The following is a 21,262-nucleotide window of genomic DNA, read 5'->3' as shown; positions in this document are numbered from 1 at the left end:
GTCCTTCCGACAAAACAAAAAGGGCATCCGCAAGTGGATGCCCTTTTTGCTGCCCCAAAATACAGAAATGGTCCACCGAAGCGGACCCTTTCTGATGGGTTGGTAGGAGCGAGTTAGAAGTTGTAGTGAACCTCAAAGCGTGTATTGCGAGGCTGCTGCCACATGTTCGGCTTACCGTACTGCGAATTCTGGATCACCGATGCTAGCGGAGTTGCAAGGCTGTAGCCGGTTTCCAGTGTTTGGTACAGTGAAGCACCATCCGACATTGTAACTGCACTTCCGGTAGTAGAATTCGTGGGCGAAAGAGCCGTCTCGAAATAGTTTGAGTCCAGGCCACCCCAATATGCGACTACCGAGTGGTTATTGAACGCATTGGTTGCGGTAAACATGAACTTGATGTTCTTGCCTTCTGCGAGCTTGATCTCATGCGAAACATCGATATCCGACTGGAAGAACCAGGGAGTGCGACGCGCATAAGGATTGCCGAGAGTGATGTTACCGCTTGAATTCGAAGTCGCATTGACCCAGTTTCCGCGACCCCATATATAGGTTGCTTCCAGAGGGGTGCTACTTGCAGAACCCAGATCGATATAGGAGCTGACCGGGCTGCCCTGCAGAATGTTCTGGTTCAGACCAATGTTCGACGTATGCTTCGAGTTCCAACGGTGCTGGTAGAAGATGTTTCCCTTGAAGGTATTCGGACGATCGGTCGGAAGAGGACCGTTGCTCGACTTGCCGTCGTACTTGAAGTAGTAGAACGGCTCATCAAAGGCGCGGGTCGTATCAGGTGAGTTACGACCCGTCGAACCACCATCAATCTGGTCGGTGGTAGTCAGGCCGGTGTAGTTACCCCACAGTTTGCTGTAGGTGTAGCTGACCATGCCGGACCAATGGGCCGAGGGATTCATCGTCAAACGGAACTCTGCGCCGTCATAGTTACGAATTGCCTTCGGGTTGGCAGGGCAGCTAGTGCAGGTGCCAAAAGCCGACTGATCAAATGACCATCCGGGCACACCAAATGCCTCACCAAGAGAAGACAGATAACTGGCATAACTGTTGATTGTTTTGTTTACACCTTCACCGGGGTTCACAACCGTATAAGTTTCGCCCCAGTTCACGTCAGACAATGAAGCATCTTCAATAACGTGGTCAAGGCGACGGCGGTCATAACGAACTTCAACCGAATAACCTGGCTTGACTTCGTAGTCGTAACCAACAACAAATTCATGTTGGCGGTAAGGCTTTACACTAGGAGCCACGGGCTCCCAAGCACGCCAGTTCACATTTTCGATCAGGCCTACGTTAGTTTTTGAATCAACAAACGAAGTCGGGACTTTGTTGCCGTTGAAGTTTGCACCAACGTTGGATGCAGCACTCGGGCAACCGCGACCATTGACAAAAACAGGATCAATGTCAGAATCGGCAAATGTTCCACTTCCGTTCGGTCCAAGAGGATAATAGCAATCCTCATATGCCTGTGCGCCCCAGGAAGTCTGAGCCAGCAAAAGCTTCATGACGTCATTCACAACGCCATAGCTGCCGAAGAGCTTCATTTTGCCCTTCTGAGTTGGGTCCCAGGCAGCGCCTACACGCGGTTCAATCTTGTCAGCCCATGAAAAGTCAATTGCACTCACCTTAGCGCCGTCAGGTGCAGGCAAGCTTTCCTTCTCGATGCGGAGGCCAAGATCCAGTGTCAGGCCATGACCCATCGTCCAGGAATCATGTCCATAGAAGGCATGGTTCCAGTCCACTGCTGGCGTGGTCAGGATTGTTGAAAAATCCTGCACTTCTGCCCAGCCGTATTGACCAGCACAGTAACCCCACTCTGTCTTAAGCAGCGCACAATTCGAGGTACCATTACTCGTCATGGCACTGTGCTTCTTTCCAGCACCCGGATAGAGGTACACCAACGGCACGTTACCATTTTGGTTAATTACGTTGGACAGGTGGTTCAACTGATAGCCCGCACGGATGTTGTGTGTCCCCCAGCGACTGCTGATGTAGTAAGAGAAGTCCTGATTCAGCTGGATGTGCTTGCTGGCATTGTATTTCGTGTAGGTTTCGTTATAGGCACTTGTTTGAGTACCTTCGGCTTGGGCCAGGGTGCTCGGAAGAGGGTTACCCGCGTTATCGTTGGCCGTGGTTGCACCAGCACCCCAGTCAAGATCAACACCTGTGGTTTGCCAACCGAAGTCGTGATAGTTCTGGAAGAAATATCCAAAACGAGTGGTCGAAACCAGCTTCTGAGTCAGGGTGATGTCTGCACCAAAGTTCCAAGTCGCATTTGGTGCAGAAAACCCATAGCCGTATGCGTAGGAAGTGATCGGAGAATCGATGGCAGTGTTCAGATAGCTCGACTGCGATGCAATCGGATCCGCCACAGGCAGAGTATCTCCCATTTCACGGGTGTACTGATAGAGCCACGAGGCCGAAAGGCGCACCTTCTGGTTCAGTGCGTAGTCTAGACGAGCATTCGTGTAATATGTCTTGCTGTTCTGAGTAAAGTTGAGCTTTCCTGCATTCGAATCACTCGATGTGAAATCTACTTCGCGACCGACTGAATTCAGCATGGGAGCAATACCTGCAAAGAACCAGAGCCGGTTCTTAAGAACAGGTCCACCAATATAAAAACCAGGCTGCAAATCCGTATAGCTATCTGCCTTACGCTGGTACTGTTGAGCCGTCGGGTCCACAACCGTAGAACTGGTACCATTCGGATCGTAGCGGAGAGTCGAATTGAACTGATTGGAATCGGTAAGATTCGAACGATACGTGGTGAACAGGCCACCATGATAGTCATTCGAGCCCTTCTTCATCACTACATTAATCACACCACCGAGGGCGCCACCGTATTCGGAGGAGATTCCCGAGGTCTTGATCTGAACTTCCTGAATGAAGTCCATGGGAACGTTGGCATTCGAATAGCCACCGGAGATGTTTTCCGTATCCTGACCTTCAATCAGATAGGCACTCTCCGAGTCAGCAGCACCACCAATCGAGTAACCAACTGAGTTGCCATTGCCGCTCGATCCAGGCATCGAACCGCCCGTGCCGCCTGTAGATCCTGCCAAAGGCTCATTGTGCGCCATTGGGGCAAATTGGATTACCGACTGGAATGAGGTTCCTGTAGGCAGATTCTGCAACGACTCGCCGCTCAGGTTTGTCAGGTTCTGGGTCGTCGTGGTGTCGATGACAGGAGCTTCTTCATTCACTTCGACCGTCGTGGTCGCATCGCCCAACTGGAGGGTAACGTCAACCGTTGGTTGATGGCCAACCTGAATCGTCACGCCTTCGCGCTTGGAAGACTTGAAGCCTTCCGCTTTCACGGAGACTGTGTACGTGCCCGAAGGAAGGTTGGAGACTCGATAATAACCACTCGCGTCAGAGATAATTTCCTTGGCACCGATCAGCGACGAACCGCTGACTACGATCTTCGCCTTGGGCACAACCGCGCCTGAGGGATCCTTTACAGTACCTTGCAGACCGCCAGTGGTTTCCTGGCAATACGCGATCATTTGGTTCGAGCTAGCTACGAAGCCCATGGAGAAGGCCATCGCCGACGCAAGAACCAGGTTCCGAAAACGGTTCAACCGCATTCATTCCTCCAGTGTGTAATGAGCCCGAGGCACTTCAATCATGCCTTCGTGTACTCGGTTGAAGTAATCCCGTACCGGCTAGCTTGGGAAAATAGCCAGTGCGCAAAACCTTCTGTTTTAGTTCGTCCGTGCTGAAGAAGAGGAAACTTCCCTGTAATGCCCTGCCATCCGCTGGGTTGCTTCTGGCAATCTACGGGAATTTGTCGTTGTTCATAGCAATATCTGCGCCAAACTTATGGGCGCTCTGTGATTTTTTAAGTCATTAAAAATAAATATATTTACCAGCTATTGATCAGACTTTCCATTATATAGGCTATGAAAATGCGTATTTTTTCGGTATTTTCTTCCCTTTTTCGCACGGTTCACCTAACGAGTCATTATGGGATCTTTATGCCTTCCTCTGCTCCGCCGCTCAGGTATTCTCTTCTGGTGAACATCTCCCTCATCCACATTGGTGCCACCTCCACCTCCCGGGACGGCTACGAACCGCTGATCCAGGCTTACCTGGAACGCTGTTCGACTTTTGCCCACTGCAAGGTCGAGGCCTTCCGCTCCGAAGCAGACTTCATGTCCTGGCTGGACCGCCAGAAGGGCCGCACTCCGGCCACCTCTATCCTGCTCGACAGTCGCGGCAAGCTCCTTTCTTCGGAAAAATTTGCCGCCTGGATTGGCGACCGCCGCGATCTGGGCGCACAGCATCTAGTCTTTGCTATCGGACCGGCAGACGGCTGGAGTGACTCTGCCCGCAAACGTGCTGACCTGCTGCTCTCACTCGGGCCCATGACGCTGGCCCACGCGCTGGCCCGTCTGGTAGCCGCCGAGCAGATCTATCGCGCCTTCACCATTCTGACCGGACATCCTTATCATTCTGGACACTAAGAACAGCTCCTAGCTTCCAGCATCGAGTCCCTTTTCCCAAGCCCTTCAGGAGCCCATCCATGACCGAACCTTCTTCCGACGCCCGCCGTGGCCTGCTGCTGATCAACACCGGCCCCGGCAAGGGCAAAACCACTGCCGCGCTTGGTACCGCGCTGCGTGCCGTGGGCTGTGGCATGCGCGTGCTGGTACTTCAGTTCCTCAAAGGATCATGGCATTACGGCGAACTGGATTCCTGTCAGGCCTTTGGCGAGAACTTTGTGCTCAAGCAGATGGGCCGAGGCTTTGTGAAGGTGGGCGGCGCCGAAACCGATCCTGAGGATCTGCGTCTGGTGTTGGCCGCGTGGGATGAGGCCCGCGAGGCCATCGAAAGCGACGAGTGGGATCTGATCGTGCTCGATGAGATCAACTACGTCATCGGCTACAAGATGCTCGACCCTGCCGTGGTGGCGGATGTGCTCCGCAACCGTCCCGAGATGCTCCATGTGATTCTGACCGGCCGCAATGCCCATCCCCTGCTGGTGGAGCTGGCCGACACGGTCACGGAGATGCGCGAGGTTAAACACGCCTACCAAAAGGGCATTCTGGCCCAGCGCGGCATCGAATATTAATTCTGCTTTGGTAGGGATTCCCGGCCCATATACAATGGGGTACGGTATGTCCTGGTTCAAGCGCGAAAATAACGAGTATGCCGCCAGTGTGGCCACCACCGCCTCGGTGAATGGCGACGCCGGCGAAAAGACGGTGCGCACCGAAGGCCTGTGGATCAAGTGTCTGGGCTGCCGGACAACAATCTGGAAGGCGGAATTGGAGGCAAACCTGCTGGTTTGTCCCAAGTGCCAGAACCACTTCAAGTTAGGCGCACGCGAGCGCTGTGCGCTGCTGCTGGAGCCTGCCTTCGAGCTGGTGGACTCCGGACTGGTCTCGACCGACCCGCTCAACTTCACCGACATCAAGCCCTACAAGCAGCGCCTGCGCAAGGCTCAGGAGCAGACCGGCCTGAACGATGCGATTGTGAATGCTCTCGGACGCATCGGCAAGCACGAGGTCGTGCTCAGCGCCATGGAGTACAGCTTTATTGGTGGTTCCATGGGCTCGGTGGTGGGTGAAACCATTGCCCGCGCCGCTGACCGTGCCCTGCTGAGCCATAAGCCGCTGATCGTAGTGGCAGCCTCAGGCGGCGCGCGCATGATGGAAGGCGTGGCCAGCCTCATGCAGATGGCCAAAATCTCCTCTGTGCTGGCCCAGCTCGACGATGAGGGCATTCCCTACATCTGCGTGCTCACTGACCCCACAACGGGCGGCGTTACGGCCAGCTTTGCCATGCTGGGCGACCTGAACATTGCCGAACCCGGTGCCCTGATCGGCTTTGCCGGTCCCCGCGTGATCGAGCAGACCATCCGCCAGAAGCTGCCGGAAGGCTTCCAGCGCTCTGAATTCCTGCTGGAAAAGGGCTTCCTAGATGCTGTGGTTCACCGCAAGGAGATGAAAGCCTACCTGGAACGCGCTCTTGACTTTATGCAGGTGCGCAGCTAGGTTTTTGCTTTACGCTGTGTGCAAAGCGTAAGCTCTGACAAATCTTCACAGAATTTCAGCAAATAAAGCGGGCGCCTCCGAAGAGGCGCCCGCTCTTTATTTCTCAGCAAGAATTAGAAGGTAATCGAACCCTTCAGCTGAATCAGACGAGGCGAAGCATCTCCACCAAGACCCGATCCAAGGATCGACGTTGGCGTGCTGGCCGTCGAGGTAATGGTACCGAAGGTGCCATCGTTGACTTCGAAGTCAGGCTGGCTGAAGTTCGGGTGATTGAACAGATTGAAGAACTGAACAGCTACCTTCAGTTTGGCTCCGTGGGTGTAGGGAAGTTCAAAGCCCTTGGCCACATCCATGTCCACATCTGTGTAATTCGGTCCAAACAGCTGGTTACGGGCCTGCTGACCATAATCCGTTGAATTGGTGAAGTGGGATGCAAAGTCACAAGCCTTGGCAGCATGGTTTCCACCGCAATGGTGATTGAAGTGGTTGTCCTTCTGCTTTGCCAGTGCGGCGTTGCCGTAAACAATGTTACCGGTCGTATCTGTTACCGAGAACGGATAGCCGGTGTTATGGAAGACCGTACCCGAAACTTCCCAGTTGTCTACGAAAAGACGCGGTCCCTTGGTGTGCGGAATGGCAATCACATAGTTGCCGCTGACGTACTGACGCACATCATAGTCGGCGTTGCCATAGTTCTGACGCAGATTGTAAGGGTTAATCTGACTAGCAGAATTGTCGCCAAAAGAATCAAATCCACCGTTAGACGTGGTGTCAAGAGCATGTCCCCACGCGTAGTTAATAGAGTAGGTTAGCCAGTTCACGCGGCTAACGAGCTGTGCCTGCAAGCCATTGTAGTTCGAGGACGAACCACTGTAGTACTCCGTGACACTGCCGAGTGCGGCATTCGGGCGCGAGGTGGGAAGGGTAGCGTTTGCACCAGTGCTCGAATACGCATGGTAGTAGGCATTGGGCATATACGAAACAGGCTGGTGATAGGAACGGTTACCAACGTAGGTCAGCTTGAGGGCGGTATTGCGATAGACCTCATGCTCGACAGCAAAGTTCCACTCGATATAGGTGGGCAGCTTGATGTTATGCGCCGTACCAACTACCGTCGGACGGGTAAACACACCACCGGTCACTGTAGACAGGCTCAGAGACGAGCCGCAACCGCTATAGCAGGCACCCTTCGAGTACAGGCTCTGGAGGGCAGCATTCGAGACAGAGGCCTCGTAGTGACCGCTGGCCGAGCTCGTAGGATCAAGCACTGTGGAATAACCATAGTACGCGCCATAGGCCGTAAAACGATCCACCGAAGGCATGTTAGAAACCAGGTTGCCCATGACCTGAGCCGGAAAATAATCGTTGAAGAATCCAACGCCACCACGGATCGTGGTCTTGGAGTTGGCTCCCGACGGCAGGTAGGCAAAACCGATACGCGGCTGGTAAGCCACGCTCTGTTCCTTGAAGAAGGCACGGTGACGACCGGAAGCCATAATCGTGTTGTAGGGAGAGGATGTCGAGGAAGGCAGGCTGCTGAAGTCCTGCGCGAAATTCGACACGCAGTTTGTCACGCAGATTGGGTTGGAGTTATGCTCCGCACGAATACCGGCGGTCACAGTCAAATTCGGCAGCGGCTTCCACTGATCCTGAGCATAGGCACCTTCAACGTACAGTGCTACTGGCTGGTTCGGGCGATTGGCAAAACGTTCAACCCAGACGTCGCTATAACCTGCTGCGAAGTCGCCCTGATCGTAGATTAAGCTTTCTGCACCACCTTTGCCATAAGCGTGCTCGCTCGACGTGTAGTCGGTGATGTCGTCACGGCGGAAGGTATAACCAAACTTCAGGGTGTGCTTGCCCTTGATCCAGGTCAAATCATCATTGAACTGATAGCCGGTAACCATGCGGCCCTGAGGAAAGGCATAATCCTCACCGCCAACCTGACCGGCACCAGACGAGTTCCAGTCATAGTAGCGTTCGCAAGTCGTTCCGTCAGCTTTGTACTGTACGCAGCCCGAGTTTTCGCCTTCTGCAATCAACACAAAGGGAACAGAGGCAAATGCCTTCGAAGCGTTTGTGTTGGTAAAGATCGAACGCGCATAGCTTGCGGCAAACAAAAACTGGTTCGTCAACGTGGATGAAAACGTGTGGTTGTAACCAAACTGTCCCTCATAAGCTGGCTGGGGGCTCTGTGCCGCAAAAACCGAATCAAGATAGCTGCTTTCGGTAGGCTGCACACCATGGTCGACCTTGGAGTGAACAAACAAGTTGTCTTGTGGGCCGAGAACGACGTCTACGCGATCATTGATCAGCCACTCCTTGGCAAAGTTGGTGGCCTGACCGTTGAAGATCCAGGTATCAGGATCGTTCGCGTCTACGCTACCCTGCGAAAAGTTCTTGGCATTGTTGTAGTACGAAAAGATCGTCTTATATAGAGATGCCTGCGACGAGAGTCCGTTGTAGGCCAAGTTGCCGTCAGGGATCAGGCCATTCGGATTGGCTGCAGAAATCGTGTCGTACGAGGCCGTACCAAGAATTGCCGCCTGATAGTTGGGGCTGGGAGCATAGACGGTGCCTCGAGTAGGAATCAAGACACGAATGCCTTCGTAATCAACGAAGCCAAAAATCTTGTTCTTTTTGATGGGACCACCCACCGAAGTCGCCCACTGGTTGGCATTATCAAAAGCGCGTGCCGTGCCGTAATACTTATTGAACCAGCTGTTGGCGTTCATGGCGCGCCCGTTCCACCAGTAAAGAGCATTCCCGTGATACTGGTTGGAGCCAGAGCGAGTCATTTCGTTTACCTGAGCGCCACCAAGACCACCGAAGGCCACGTCAAAGCTGTTGGTGGTCACGGTTACCGTGTCAACGTCATTGTTGCCAAGCAGAAGGTTGCTGGCGCCAGAGTTGCCCACGTTCAAGTAAGGATCACCTTCATAGCCACCGTTGACCGTATACATATTGGAGGTACCAGGCAGGCCGTTGACCGAAAAGTTACCATAACCAGACTGCGTATTCATGACCGCACCGGGCGTCGTCTGAGCCACAAAGGTAAGGTCATTGCCGGGGTTCGGCAGATTCTGGATCTGAGCCACATCGAAGGAGGTCGACAACTGCGCATCGTCCACGTCGAGAGTCTGGATGTCACCACCAGAAACTTCCACGGTAGTCAATGCCTTTCCGACAGCAAGAACCAGATTCACCGTGGCGATGGAGCCCGTAGCTACCGTTGTGGTAGCGGAAACGGTATCGAAACCAGCGACAGACGCCGTTACCTTGTACTTGCCAGGAGGAAGCAAAGGAACACGGTAGCCTCCTGTTTTATCTACGATAACCGTCTTTGTCTGTCCCGTAGTTGCACTTGTGACTTCAACCTGAGCATTGAGCAACGCTGCTCCCGAAGGGTCTGCAATCGTGCCCGTGATATCGCCTGAGATAATCGACTGGGCGCTTACCGTTGTGGACAACATATTTGTTGTCACTGCGACCACAGAGGCAAGGCTGAACATCAGTACAGCTGCCACTAAACGGTTAACTTTCATCTTTTCCTCCAAGTACAATGGGGCCTTTGGCGCAGGAATATCACCACTATCCACTTTTGTGTTCCCTGGGACCGGTCTACTGCCAGGGCAAAATTCATCAGCCCCCCATCCTCTGGATGGAGGTCTGTACGCATTAAGCCGGTTGTAGAAAATCCTGTGCGAGAACTACGGGGGTAAATCTCACCAGAACAACAGATATGTGAACAAGAACCGAGTCATTGGCGTCTGGGTGACGAGGCCACGGTTATCTTCTATTTAGCAATTTAGACACCAAACTATAAGGACGGTATAAATAATTTTATATTTATATTATCTATTGCTTTTTCTGATATTTAAAGATTCCTTAAATCGAATGCAACACTGCTTTCTGCATACAAATAGATATAGCCTGTGCATGTATCTACAAAAATACATACACAGGCTACCAATTATTATTTTTTCGATTGTGTTTCTCAGATGCGCATAGGCATCAATACATAACGGTACTTGTACTCTGCCTCAGGATCCTCCGGGCGTAGTTGGCCGGCGGACTGCGAGTCCTTGAACTCTAACCGGACCTCGCCTTCGTTACCGATGGCCTTAAGGAACTCCAGAATATAGGACGAGTTGAAACCCACCATGATGGGATCGCTGTCGTAAGGCGTGTCGATGATGTCTTCCGACTCACCGGTTTCGGTGGAGTTGGCGCTCACCTTCAGTTCGTTGGCCTCCAGCCGCATGCGGATGGCACCCGAACGCTCGTCGGCAAACTGGGCCACGCGCTGAATGGCTGCACCCAGTTCGGTACAGCGCACAATGGCGAACTTGTGGTTGTCGCGCGGCATGACGGCTTCAAAATTGGGGAACTGGCCGCTCAGCTTACGGGTGCTGAGTGTGCGCTGACCGATGCGGAAGAAGAGGGTGTGCTCGTCATCGGCAAACTCCAGGGTTTCTTCCTCGGTATTGCCCAATAATTGTTGCAATTCCTGCAAAGCCTTGCGCGGAACCAGAACCCGCTTTTCTGCCGTGACGCCAGTAAGCTTCTCGCCAGGCTTTTCAACGAAGGACAGGCGATGGCCGTCGGTAGCTACCATGGCCAGTGATTCCGGCTTGAGAACGAGCAAAGCTCCGTTGAGCGTATAGCGCGACTCTTCGGTGGAGATAGCGAAGATGGTACGCGCAATCAGCGTTTTGAAGGCAATGACGGGAAGTGTGATGACCTCGCCGGCGGGGAACTCGGGCACCTGCGGGTAATTGGCCCGGGCCATGCCCACAACCTTGGTGTTCGACCGGCCACTGCGAATCTGCACCCAGTGGTTCTCCAGCAGCTTGATCGAAATCTCGCCGTCAGGAAGAAGCTTGATGTAGTCGTAAAGCTTGCGGGCGGGAATTGTGCAGGAACCAGGCTTCTTGATCTTTACCGCGGTGCTGGTACGAATGGCCTGGTCCAGATCGGTGGCCGTAATGGTCAGTCGATCGTCTTCGGCTTCAATCAAAAAGTTGGACAGAATCGGGATCGTGGTTTTGCGCTCCACCACGCTCTGCGTGGCGGTGAGTTCCTTCAGCAGATCCTGACGGCTTACGGTAATCTCCATCGCTGCCCCCTGCGCGGATGGCTGCTCCTGCTCCGGTTCGACGACTGGCATACGTCTACGCTCGCTGCACTAGCCCGCTTCCTGCGCTGGCCTCAATCTACATCAACTGGGGGCCCTGCGGAAGTGGCTGTCTTTTCTACTTCTTGATTCTAGCCCGCCACAAAGAGTGGAAAAAGAGTCCGAAGCGTGGATTGCGTGATTTTTCTTGTTCTGAGCCCTTGGAAAATCTTTCGCGGAAGCGGGTGAGTTTTCCGCGAAAACCTCAAAGCGAAGCGACGGTTGGTTTTTTTCCAGTGTTGAAGAGATACTTTGCCCGTAGTACCCGTAGATGCCGGTGGAAAATTGGAAAAATGGTGGAAATTGTTGAATTCAAGTTCTTTAACTACATGTCTTTTTTTCTAAAACTGGGCTGTGCAATTCAGGATATTAGGAAAACCAGGAGGATATGAGTAAAACCTGTCCCATGATTCCCACGACTCCCACAAGGAACGCAAAAAGGGCTGTGTAAAGTAGGTCGTTTTCGTGGAAAGCTCGTCCGGCGCTTTATTTTTCAATTTCTTGGAAGGGACGAGTCTTCCACAAGGGACGCGTAATCCGAAGATTCCACAATTGGTTCCCGCATCTGTGCAAGACTCGGTACGCTTCCCGAAGCTGGAAGGGGAGAAAATAGAAGCTAGAAAAGTAAAAAAATTTTTCCGGTCCGGTTTCTAATAGAAAGCGAGCTCGGCATTGAGGAACAAACATGACTATTGAAATTGGGCGGCTAGAGTCCGATTTATTGAAAATGTCGGCCGAAGCTGCGCCAGGACTTGGTTTTTGTGAAGCGATTGCCGAACTCGCTCGCTCGGGTAGATTCTCCCAGTTGGCTACGGTCTTGCCTCCTGTGGTCTATCAGGAGATGTGGGAACGTTATCAAAGTAGTCCCGATGGCTTTGTACAGGAGTGGCAGAGGCTGGCACGTGAGATGCAGCAGGGCTTTGTTGAGCATGCCCGGCAGAGGCTTACTTCCCTTACCCGTCTGCAGAAGGCCGACGATAGCCATCTGACTCCGGCGTGGATGGAGATTCAGCGCGCTCTGGATAGCGAGCAGAACAACCTGCTGCGCACTGCTTTTACGCTTGAGTTGTTGGAGATGGTTGAGCCCGCCGTCTTCCGCGCGACTCATCTGCGGGAGTGCGTGGTGGGAACCGCAAGTTCCGAGGAAGCAGACCGTTATCTGGATGAGGCGACCCGCTGCTATTTTTTTGGCCTGTTTACGGCCTGTGCCGTCATGTGTCGTTCCGTCCTGGAAGAGGCAATCAAGCAGAAGCTTCCGCCGCAGCTGGAAAAATTGCTGAAGACGCGCTATCGCAATACGCCAACGCTCGGCAATCTGTTGCATGAAGTGAACAACAACATGACGCTCACCGGTTTTGACCCAGACTTTCCGCATGTGGCCAACAAGGTGAACGACGTGGGTCGCAAGGCGGTGCATCAGGGTTTGCTTTCGGAAGATGAGGCCAGGGATTGTTTGCAGAACGCCCGGCAGGCGCTTGAATTGCTGCTCAAGCAATAAGCGCAATCTATACTGGAATTTCATGTCTTACGCCGACGCCACTGCCCAGCTTTTTTCCATGATGCCCGAGCTGTCTGTGTTGCCTGGCCAGCCGCGCCGCAAGTTTTCTCTCAGTGAAGTCCGGAGCCTGCTTGAGGCTCTCGGCTCGCCAGAGAAAAATTTCCCCGCTGTATTGATTGCTGGTACCAATGGAAAAGGTTCCACCGCTTCCTCTCTTGCCTCGATCCTTCATACCGCTGGCTACCGGACAGGCCTCTATACTTCACCGCATCTGACCCGCGTGAATGAGCGCATTCGTATTGGCAACATCGACATTGCCGACGAAGATTTTGCGCATCATTTTTTCCGCGTGAAAGAGGCGGCAGACCGTCTTGTTGTGGCAGGAACTTTGCCGCAGCCGCCCAGCTTTTTTGAGGTGATTACGGCGCTGGCCTTTTCCTTCTTCAGTGAACAGAAGGTGGAGATTGCAGTTCTGGAAGTGGGCATGGGGGGGCGGCTGGACGCGACCAACGTCGTTGAGCCGATTCTTTCCGTGATTACCGACATTTCGCTCGATCACACCGAGTGGCTGGGGCCGGATCTTTACTCGATTGCCCGGGAAAAAGCGGGAATTCTGCGCCCAGCTAAGCCAGCGATTACGTTGCCGCAGCAGCCCGAGGTGGATCGCGGAATCGGCGAAATCTGCCAGGCAGTTCGAGCCGTTGCTGTGAGCGCGCTTCCCTTCTTGCCTCCTCAGAAGGCAGAAGATTCCTATCCGCTGCAGATGATGGGCGAGGGAATTTCTGTGCATTCGCCGTTGCATGGCGAACATCAGCACCGGAATCTGGCCCTGGCGCTGGCCGCCGTGGATCAAATGGGAGCGCTAGGTTTTTCCCGCCTGAATGCGCGCGTGATTGAAGAAGGAATTGCTGCTACTCGCTGGCCTGGGCGGCTGGAGAAAATTGAACGCAACGGCCAACGCTGGATTCTGGATGTTGCGCACAATCCCGCCGGCGCCGAAGCTTTGCGCTCGGGCCTTCGTGCCACAATGCGGGATAATCTTTTGCCGGTTCTTGTTTTCAGTTGCTTGCGCGACAAGCCGCTCACGGAACTAGCGCAGATTCTTTTTCCGCTCTTTCGCAAAATTGTTCTTGCTCCTATCCACAGCCAACGCGCTACCTCGCTGGATGTTCTGCGAGAAACAGCGAAAGCTTTTGGTGAGGACGCAGTAGTTTCCACTTCCGTGGAAGAAGCTCTGCAATGCGCCCGGCAGATTGCTGGCGCTGAAGAGGTCGTCGTCTCCGGCTCGGTCTATCTAGTTGGAGAGGTGCGTTCGATCCTTCTTGCGGGCGAGGTATACCGTCAGTGAGCACACGCCCGCATCCCCTGCCCCGCTTTTACTGTTGGAAGACGAATCTGCTGCATATTCCTCTGATGGCTGTGGCAACAATTTGCTGCGGATCGGCAGCGCTGCTGGTTTCTTGTTTTGATAAGGGTGGCCAGCGCCAGCACCGGATTGCCCAGCTCTGGGCGCGGCTTTTGGTGCGTTTTTCTGGCTGCTCTCTGGAAGTTCGTGGGGCAGAAAATCTGCGCAAGCATCCGGTTGCAGTTCTTGCCTGCAACCACACCTCGTACATGGATACGCCGGTGGTTTTTTCGGCGCTGGGTTTCCAGTTTCGCATTCTTGCCCGCAAACCGCTTTGGAAGGTCCCCTTCATTGGCTGGTACCTGAACCGCTCCGGGCAGCTGCCAATCGACACCGACAATCCCCATGCCTCGTTGGCCAGCCTCGGCAACGCAGTGAAGGCACTACGCGGCCAGATGCCGGTCTTTGTTTTTCCGGAAGGCGGTCGTACGTCGAACGGAGAGCTGAAGCCGTTTCTCTCTGGCGCTGCCTATTTGGCCCTTCGTGCCCAGGTTCCGGTGGTTCCCATGGCTTTGCTGGGTGTTTACGACCTGCTTCCCATGCACACCCGTCACCTCTTCCAGACGCCGCTGCTTTTGGTTGTAGGAGAACCGATTGAAACCAGGGGAATGCATCTTCGCCAGGTGAACGAACTCAGCGAGCGGATGCGGGATGCGATCCAGCAGCTGATCGACCAGAACCGATAGATCCATCCTTGTAGAAAAGAGAACCAGTAGAACTGCTCTTCCTCTAAAGAGCCGGTACACTGGTCCTGTCATGAACCTTCGTATTCTCCTTCCCGTTCCGACCGCAGAGGATGCTGCCTACAACCAGCGCACCCTGCCCGCCTACTGCGATGCCCTGTCCAGCGTTGGTCTTGAGCCGGTCACGATTCCGCTAGATACTTCCCCGGCAGAAAGACAGAAGCTGACTGCCTCCTGCCACGGGGTTCTGCTGCCCGGCAGCCGCTTTGATGTGGATCCAGCCCGCTATGGAGAAGCGCGCATCCCGGCCTGCGGACCTTCAGACCCTGTGCGAACCCTTGTGGACGAAGCCCTGCTGACGGAGGCTTTTTCCCACAAGAAGCCGGTTTTGACCATCTGCCACGGCACACAGAGTCTGAATGCGTGGAGAGTGGGCAAGCTGACCCAGGACCTGCAGACAGCGGTCAATCATCAGCCAGGACGCACGGTTGTGGAGGCTCATGCCGTAGAGGTTGCAGCGAATTCCCGGCTAAGTGGAATGCTTGAAGAGGGAATTGGGCCGCTGATTCAGGTGAACTCCACACACCATCAGGCGATCCGGGTTCCAGGGGAAGGGCTGAGGGTTGCGGCGATTTCTCCCGTAGATGGAGTCATAGAAGCGGTTGAGCTGCCTGCCGAAGATCATTTTGTGGTGGCGGTGCAGTGGCATCCGGAGCGGACCTTGCAGGAGAGTGCGTTCTCCCGGGCAATTTTTCTGGCATTCAAGGCAGCTGCAGAGGAATTTGCAAAAGCTGCAGAGGAGAGCAAGTAATGGAAGGCAATTCAAGCATGGAGAAGTTGCAGTCGCTGTTGCAGGGCGCGGGGTGCGCGGAACTCACGACGGGAGAGGCGGAGAGTTTTGAGCAGTACTTGAGGCTCTTTCTTCTTTGGAATGCGAAGACCAATCTGAGCGCGGTTCGGGATGAGGACGGGATACTCTCCCGGCATTTTCTGGAATCCATTGCCTGCGCCCGGCAGATTCCCGCAGGAGTGGCGTCCTTGCTGGACTTTGGTTCTGGAGGTGGTTTCCCCGGGGTCCCAGTGGCGATCTGCCGCCCAGAGATTGCCGTGACCTTGGCTGAATCCCAGGGGAAGAAGGCTATTTTCCTGCAGGAAGTGGTTCGTACGCTGGGATTGGATGCGAAGGTTCACGCCCGCCGGGCGGAGGAGTTGGGCAAGACCTTCGATTGCGTGACGATGCGGGCGGTGGACCGGATGATTGGGGCCATTGCGCTGGCAGCGGCGCTGGTCAGCGCCGGAGGCATTCTAGCATTGATGAGTACCACGGCCGAACAGAATGCAATGCAGACTGCGGCGGGTGAGAGATTTCATTGGCAGGCAGCGACCCCGATCCCCGGTGGAGGGGCGAAGGTTCTTCTTCTAGGCAGGAAAGAAGAGTAGTTCGAGGGGTGGGCAATGTTCCACGTGGAACATTGCCCACTCCTTACTTCTCTGCCCGCCTCAATGTTCCACGTGGAACATTGAACAATACAGAAAGGTCAGGAACAGGAAGAGCTGGACCAAACTGGAACAAGATCGATATAAAAACCAAAACGGAACGCTACCAATAAACGCCCCTTAAAATCCCCTCAGGAAAAGAAGTTTTCCACCATTTTGTAGAATTTAGCCCCTGAAAGCCCCTCCTCCGCCTTCTCCAAGAACCTGTTTATTTTCAGCACACTACAAAGCCCATTTTTGCCTCCACTCAAAACCTTTCCACAGAAAACCCTGGTTCTCCACAGTGCAAGTGGTTCGCAGTTTTCTGCGCCAACTTTTACTCTTGAAAGCCATGGGCAAGATTCTAGGAATCGTCAATCAGAAAGGTGGCGTGGGTAAAACCACCACCGCCATCAACCTCTCGGCCTGCCTCGCCCTCGAAGGGCTACGCGTCCTCCTGGTCGATTGTGATCCGCAGGCCAATGCTTCTTCCGGCGTCGGCTTTCTTCGCGACGATGAACGCCGTTCGGTTTATGACGTCTATATGGGCGATGCCACTGCCCAGGAGGCCATTCAGCAGACCGAGATCGAGACGCTCTGGCTGCTGCCCGGAACGAAAAATCTGACCGGAGCCAATGTCGAGCTGGCCAACGCCGAAGACCGCACCCTGCGCCTGCGCCATGCGCTGGCCGATGTGCGCGACAACTACGACATTATTGTTCTCGACTGCCCCCCGGCGCTCGATCTGCTTACGCTCAATGTGCTCTCGGCCGCCGAGTCGCTCATTGTTCCCATGCAGGCCGAGTACTTTGCCCTGGAGGGCATTTCGGAGCTGGTTTCGACCCTCGAACGGGTGCGTGCCGCCTTCAACCCTGAGCTGACCATAGAGGGTGTGCTGCTGACCATGTACGACGATCGCACCAACCTCTCGCAGCAGGTGACCGATACGCTGCGCGAATACTTCCGCGAACGCCTCTATCAGACGGTGATTCCGCGCAATATTCGTCTGGCCGAAGCTCCCAGCCACGGTAAGCCCGTCGCTCTCTACGATCCCCGTTCCCGTGGAACCGAGGCGTACTTCGAGATGACCGGCGAATTCCTGGCCCGCAACGGGATCGAGCTGCCCAATCGCTCCAAAAAGTCCAAGGATAAGAAGCTGCCTGAGCCGGAGAGAAGCAAACCCGAAGCCAAGGTCCGCTTCTGGCCTTATTCCTAAAGCAAATTCAGAGTTGGTGCAGTGCGAGTCGATGCTTTCCCGTGCAGTTTTCCATAAGAAAACTGCACCCTGCACATTCTTCATGCCCCCAATGGAAACTCCGGTTTTGCTCTGACAAATTGCGAACGCGGCAATCACTGAATCAAAAAACAAAAGGAATAGACAATGAGTAACGCCCCCCACGATAGCAAGCGCCGCGCTCTTGGCAAGGGACTCGATTCCCTGCTGCCCCGCGTACCCGCTCCTGTGGCGAAGCCGGCAGCTCCTGCCGCTGCCGCCGAGGCCGAAGGCGGCAAGCCGCGCGAGATTCCTGTCGAGCAGATCGACCGCAATCCCTTCCAGACCCGTTCGAACATCGATGAAGCGCAGCTAGCCGAACTGGCCGCCTCCATTACCGCCAATGGCGTTGTGCAGCCGATTCTGGTTCGTCCCCTCGCCGGAGGCCGTTTCCAGCTCATCGCTGGCGAACGTCGCTGGCAGGCTTCCAAAAAGGCAGGCCGCGCCACCATCCCCGCCATTGTTCGCCAGGTTTCTGACGAGCAGGCGATGGAAATTACCATCGTTGAAAATTTGCAGCGCACGGATCTGAATCCGATGGATCAGGCCCGTGCCTTTGAGCGCCTGGGGCGCGAATTCCATATGACGCAGGAGCAGATTGCCCAGCGTACCGGCAAGGATCGCGCCTCGGTGGCCAACTTCCTGCGCCTGACGCGCCTGCCCGCAAGCGTGCAAAAGCGCGTGGAGGGTGGCGAACTGAGCTTTGGCCATGCCCGCGCCCTGCTCGCCTTCGAGCATGCGGAAGAGATTGAAAAAGCTGCGCAAAGGGTGGCCGCGCTTTCGCTTTCCGTTCGCCAAACAGAAAGCTACGTACAGGGGCAGCTCCATCCGGAGAAAAAGCTTTCCAAGCAGGAGAAACCCGAGCCGCAGATCGATCCCAACGTCAAGGATGCTCAGGTCGAACTACAGCGCAAGCTGGGCATGAAGGTCTATATCGAAGACAAGAATGGCCGCGGTCGCGTCATCATTGAATACGCGAACCTGGAAGGTTTTGATCGCTTGATGGAGCAGCTTTCGGGCAACTAACAGCGTACAAATTCAAGTCGACGAAACCGGGGACTGAAGCACTTTTTGAGTGCGACAGTCCCCGGTTTTTTACTGCCTCAAAAATCGCTGTTCGCGGGCCAATCTTTTGAAGGGGACGGTTTTTCCACCTGCGAAAAGGAAAAGTGGAAAAGTACATAAAATCAGATAATATGATCCTGTGCGAGAAAGATCCATCAGCGTGACCGAGGCGGCAAGAAACTTTGCCGACTGCGTGGCGCGCGTCCGCTATCAGGGTGTTTCCTATCAGTTGCTCAAAAATGGAGTGCCTGTGGCCCGTCTGGTTCCGGAGTCCGAGGAACTGGTCGCCGAGGCCCTTGGCAAACAGGATGCACGCCGCAGGAAGCGCCAAAAGCAGTACGAAGAGCAGGCCAAAAAGACCGCAGCATCTTCCGATGCGTCTCAGTCAGAATCCCAGGCAGCAACAGCGTTGCCCCAGTCACGTTCCCTGCAGTGGTAGAGCAAATCCAGAGTTTCTGTGAGGGTGTGAAGAAGGTGCCGGGTGCAGTTTTCTTGAGGAAAACTGCACGGGGAAGCATCGACTCGCACTACACCAACTCTGAATTTGCTTGAACCAAAACGCAGCGCGGATCAGGCTAAATATTTTTGAATTGTTCTAGATTTAGGGTTTGAGTTCGACCTGATGCAGTAAGCCGAGAAATTGTGGGTCGGAGCGCAGCGGATCCAGACAAGGATCAATCTTTAAATAGACCAGTCCTGCATCCTGTACCTGTGCGGCTTCGTTCAGCCACATCAAGGCCTCGCGTTGCTCGCCCAGCCCGGTATAGACGAGCGCGATTTCATAGCGTCCGATGCCAGTGGTCTGCACAATATTTTTCAGCTCGGCAATGGTTTTACGTGCTTCAGCGGCATTTCCGGAGCGGGCGTAGGCATTGCCAAGATGGCCGAGCGTGTACGGCCCCCTGCCGGCTTTGAGAAAAGCAGCAATTGCCTCGGAGTAGCGACCTTTTTCAACCAGAATGTCGCCGATGAGGAAGTTTCTGTCAGAAAGATTGATCTTGAGTCCCTGGGCCGTCTGAGCCACTGCCAGCGCCTGGTCGTATTGCCGGGAGAAGTAATAGAGAAAAGCTTCAGAGTGTAGGGTACTGCCTGCAACAGGGTCAAGTTCCACGGCTCGCTCCACTTCAGCGAGTGCTTCGCGCTGATGGCCGGTACGTACCAAATAGAAGGCGTACTTCTGATGGCTGGTTGCGGAGTTGGGGTTCAGGGCGAGGGCGCGCTGGAACTCAGATTCGGCGCGCGGCCAGTCCCAGGTAAGCGTCATGGCACTGTTGGCCAACTCCGCATGGGCTTCAGAGAGTGAGTCGTCAAGTTCCACGGCGCGGGCAGCCTCGGCGTTCTGCCGGGTGAAGGCATCGCGATAGGGCATGTGGCCCGATTCACCCAGCATGCCGTAACAACTGGCCAGGGCGGAGTGGGCCTGGGCGTAACCGGGATCGCGATTGAGGGCGCGGCTGAAATAATCGGCGGCTTGGGCGCAGTCGTCGTTTTCCCTCAGCAGTATGCCGTGCAGGTAGAGGTCCTGGGCCTGAGGATCGAGGGGGCGCTTGCGCGTCAGGCGTGCCTGCTCCTGGGGGGTGATTGCGGTGCGTACCTCTTCCGCAATCGCTTGAGCCACTTCACCTTGCCAGGCAAGATCGCTGCTCAGGTTACGAACGTAGGTGTGGGCCCACAGGGGACGATCGCTGCGGCCATCGATGAGTTGTGTGCTGATGCGCACCTGATTGCCTTCACGCAGCACGCCGCCCTCGACCACGGCATCGACCCCGAGTTCCCGGGCGATCTGCGGCAAAGTCTTCTTCGAGCCCTTGTAGCTCATCGAAGAGGTGAGCGAGATGACGCGCAGGGTGGAAACCTGCCCGAGATCGTTGATCAGTTCCTCCGTCATGCCGTCGGCAAAATACTCCTGGGTGGCGATGCCGGAGAGGTTTTCCAGGGGCAGAATGGCCACGGCATGAATGGAGCCGTACGCGACGTGTGCCCTTTGCCAGCCGCGTACGCCAAAATATCCCCCTGAAACCACCGCCGCTGCAATCAGGAGGGCGACAAAGCTCCATCGCGACCGTTGGGCGGCAGATTTTTGTAGTGGAATTTCGGGTACAAGAGGCTGCGCATGTTCAACCGCGGGGGGCACAGCAACTATTGTTTGGGGAGGTAATTCCTGCTCTTCCCCGGCAAAGTGGAAGTGTGGAACGTAGGAGCCGCTGGGCACTTCAATGTGGACGGGAATCTCTCCTTCGCCCTCGGTGCTGTAGAAGTGAGCCAGCTTTTTGCGTAGTTCGCTGGCGCGTACGCGCACCACGGAATCGCTGCCGGTGTCGTAGCTGACGGGGCGGCCAAAGAGTTCAGCGCCGATCATGCGTTCCCGCAGGCTGTCGTAGTCCCCTTCCAGGGCATGAAGAACAATAAACCGCAGAAAATCCTGGGAGCGCTTGCTGCCGGCAAAGGCCTGGCTAGTCAATAATTCGTCCAAATGGCTGCGGATGGCCTGCTTCTGTTCCGGGCTTAATATGGCCACTGTGAGCTGCGTATGGGTACTGGATTTAAGCATGGAGAAGCTTTTCCTTGGCAAACAAGATACGGCATATACTTTACGCCACGTTGGCAAGTGCGCGTAACGGGGAATTGTAAGGAGAAGTTTCAGGGTAAAAAATCGAAACAAGTATTTATTTATCAAT

15 protein-coding genes are annotated in these 21,262 nt (G+C 54.7%); 11 read left to right on the top strand and 4 right to left on the bottom strand.

The features are described 5' to 3' along the window. Positions 1–113: 113 nt before the first annotated feature. Positions 114–3,596 carry a carboxypeptidase regulatory-like domain-containing protein gene (locus ACOBR2_RS20475; RefSeq protein WP_420237936.1) on the bottom strand — a complete coding sequence of 1,161 codons (3,483 nt, stop codon included), beginning with the start codon at positions 3,594–3,596 and terminating at the stop codon, positions 114–116. Between the two features lie 429 nt (positions 3,597–4,025). On the opposite strand from ACOBR2_RS20475, the gene ACOBR2_RS20470 reads away from it, so the two are divergent. Genes ACOBR2_RS20470 through accD form a run of 3 tightly spaced genes read left to right on the top strand, consistent with a single transcriptional unit; the run spans position 4,026 to position 6,008 of the window. Then, a complete protein-coding gene (locus ACOBR2_RS20470; RefSeq protein WP_420237935.1) occupies positions 4,026–4,475 on the top strand; it encodes a 23S rRNA (pseudouridine(1915)-N(3))-methyltransferase RlmH in 450 nt (149 codons plus the stop codon). A 59-nt stretch (positions 4,476–4,534) separates the two neighbouring features. After that, positions 4,535–5,083, top strand: coding sequence for a cob(I)yrinic acid a,c-diamide adenosyltransferase (gene cobO / locus ACOBR2_RS20465; RefSeq protein ID WP_420237934.1), 549 nt, complete (start codon positions 4,535–4,537; stop codon positions 5,081–5,083). A gap of 46 nt (positions 5,084–5,129) precedes the next feature. Next, positions 5,130–6,008 (top strand): acetyl-CoA carboxylase, carboxyltransferase subunit beta, encoded by an 879-nt coding sequence (gene accD / locus ACOBR2_RS20460; protein ID WP_420237933.1) that lies wholly within the window; start codon positions 5,130–5,132, stop codon positions 6,006–6,008. A gap of 113 nt (positions 6,009–6,121) precedes the next feature. Here accD and ACOBR2_RS20455 read toward each other — a convergent pair whose 3' ends face one another. Further along, positions 6,122–9,553, bottom strand: a complete 3,432-nt coding sequence (locus ACOBR2_RS20455) for a carboxypeptidase regulatory-like domain-containing protein (protein ID WP_420237932.1) — start codon at positions 9,551–9,553, stop codon at positions 6,122–6,124. Positions 9,554–10,005: 452 nt separating this feature from the next. Next, positions 10,006–11,178 (bottom strand): DNA polymerase III subunit beta, encoded by a 1,173-nt coding sequence (dnaN, locus tag ACOBR2_RS20450; protein ID WP_420237931.1) that lies wholly within the window; start codon positions 11,176–11,178, stop codon positions 10,006–10,008. 691 nt (positions 11,179–11,869) lie between these two features. On the opposite strand from dnaN, the gene ACOBR2_RS20445 reads away from it, so the two are divergent. The 8 genes from ACOBR2_RS20445 (at position 11,870) to ACOBR2_RS20410 (ending at position 19,023) form a co-directional block, all read left to right on the top strand. Next, entirely contained in the window at positions 11,870–12,682 is an 813-nt protein-coding gene (locus ACOBR2_RS20445) for a hypothetical protein (RefSeq protein WP_420237930.1), read from the top strand. Between the two features lie 22 nt (positions 12,683–12,704). Further along, positions 12,705–14,030, top strand: coding sequence for a bifunctional folylpolyglutamate synthase/dihydrofolate synthase (locus tag ACOBR2_RS20440; RefSeq protein WP_420237929.1), 1,326 nt, complete (start codon positions 12,705–12,707; stop codon positions 14,028–14,030). Then, a complete protein-coding gene (locus ACOBR2_RS20435) occupies positions 14,027–14,773 on the top strand; it encodes a lysophospholipid acyltransferase family protein (protein ID WP_420237928.1) in 747 nt (248 codons plus the stop codon). Before ACOBR2_RS20440 ends, ACOBR2_RS20435 begins: the two co-directional genes overlap by 4 nt. A 70-nt stretch (positions 14,774–14,843) precedes the next feature. Then, on the top strand, positions 14,844–15,581 hold the full coding sequence (locus tag ACOBR2_RS20430; protein ID WP_420237927.1) for a gamma-glutamyl-gamma-aminobutyrate hydrolase family protein: 738 nt from the start codon (positions 14,844–14,846) through the stop codon (positions 15,579–15,581). After that, positions 15,581–16,210, top strand: coding sequence for a 16S rRNA (guanine(527)-N(7))-methyltransferase RsmG (rsmG, locus tag ACOBR2_RS20425; RefSeq protein ID WP_420237926.1), 630 nt, complete (start codon positions 15,581–15,583; stop codon positions 16,208–16,210). The genes ACOBR2_RS20430 and rsmG overlap by 1 nt, the downstream gene beginning before the upstream one ends. A gap of 388 nt (positions 16,211–16,598) precedes the next feature. Next, positions 16,599–17,462: a ParA family protein gene (locus tag ACOBR2_RS20420; protein ID WP_420237925.1), complete on the top strand. Its 864-nt coding sequence runs from the start codon at positions 16,599–16,601 to the stop codon at positions 17,460–17,462. A gap of 165 nt (positions 17,463–17,627) precedes the next feature. Then, a complete protein-coding gene (locus ACOBR2_RS20415) occupies positions 17,628–18,545 on the top strand; it encodes a ParB/RepB/Spo0J family partition protein (protein WP_420237924.1) in 918 nt (305 codons plus the stop codon). A 178-nt stretch (positions 18,546–18,723) separates the two neighbouring features. After that, the gene (locus ACOBR2_RS20410) at positions 18,724–19,023 is read left to right on the top strand and encodes a type II toxin-antitoxin system Phd/YefM family antitoxin (RefSeq protein ID WP_420237923.1); all 300 of its coding nucleotides are present in this window, start codon (positions 18,724–18,726) and stop codon (positions 19,021–19,023) included. 162 nt (positions 19,024–19,185) lie between these two features. Here the strand turns inward: ACOBR2_RS20410 and ACOBR2_RS20405 are convergent, their stop codons facing one another. Continuing rightward, positions 19,186–21,135 (bottom strand): hypothetical protein, encoded by a 1,950-nt coding sequence (locus ACOBR2_RS20405; protein ID WP_420237922.1) that lies wholly within the window; start codon positions 21,133–21,135, stop codon positions 19,186–19,188. Between the last annotated feature and the right edge of the window lie 127 nt (positions 21,136–21,262).

It is taken from the genome of Telmatobacter bradus (assembly GCF_048629425.1).
GTDB classification, from domain to species: Bacteria; Acidobacteriota; Terriglobia; order Terriglobales; family Acidobacteriaceae; genus Telmatobacter; species Telmatobacter bradus.
Note: the sequence above shows the minus strand (reverse complement) of the source record. Positions and strands in the feature narration are given on the sequence as shown.

What these genes read in the sequence shown, in the direction of transcription:
- ACOBR2_RS20440 (WP_420237929.1), top strand. Translation starts at nt 12,705, where the DNA reads ATGTCTTACGCCGACGCCACTGCCCAGCTTTTTTCCATGATGCCCGAG.
- ACOBR2_RS20430 (WP_420237927.1), top strand. Translation starts at nt 14,844, where the DNA reads ATGAACCTTCGTATTCTCCTTCCCGTTCCGACCGCAGAGGATGCTGCC.
- dnaN (WP_420237931.1), bottom strand. Translation starts at nt 11,178, where the DNA reads ATGCCAGTCGTCGAACCGGAGCAGGAGCAGCCATCCGCGCAGGGGGCA.
- cobO (WP_420237934.1), top strand. Translation starts at nt 4,535, where the DNA reads ATGACCGAACCTTCTTCCGACGCCCGCCGTGGCCTGCTGCTGATCAAC.
- ACOBR2_RS20445 (WP_420237930.1), top strand. Translation starts at nt 11,870, where the DNA reads ATGACTATTGAAATTGGGCGGCTAGAGTCCGATTTATTGAAAATGTCG.
- ACOBR2_RS20475 (WP_420237936.1), bottom strand. Translation starts at nt 3,596, where the DNA reads ATGCGGTTGAACCGTTTTCGGAACCTGGTTCTTGCGTCGGCGATGGCC.
- ACOBR2_RS20415 (WP_420237924.1), top strand. Translation starts at nt 17,628, where the DNA reads ATGAGTAACGCCCCCCACGATAGCAAGCGCCGCGCTCTTGGCAAGGGA.
- ACOBR2_RS20420 (WP_420237925.1), top strand. Translation starts at nt 16,599, where the DNA reads ATGGGCAAGATTCTAGGAATCGTCAATCAGAAAGGTGGCGTGGGTAAA.
- ACOBR2_RS20405 (WP_420237922.1), bottom strand. Translation starts at nt 21,135, where the DNA reads ATGCTTAAATCCAGTACCCATACGCAGCTCACAGTGGCCATATTAAGC.
- accD (WP_420237933.1), top strand. Translation starts at nt 5,130, where the DNA reads ATGTCCTGGTTCAAGCGCGAAAATAACGAGTATGCCGCCAGTGTGGCC.
- ACOBR2_RS20455 (WP_420237932.1), bottom strand. Translation starts at nt 9,553, where the DNA reads ATGAAAGTTAACCGTTTAGTGGCAGCTGTACTGATGTTCAGCCTTGCC.
- rsmG (WP_420237926.1), top strand. Translation starts at nt 15,581, where the DNA reads ATGGAAGGCAATTCAAGCATGGAGAAGTTGCAGTCGCTGTTGCAGGGC.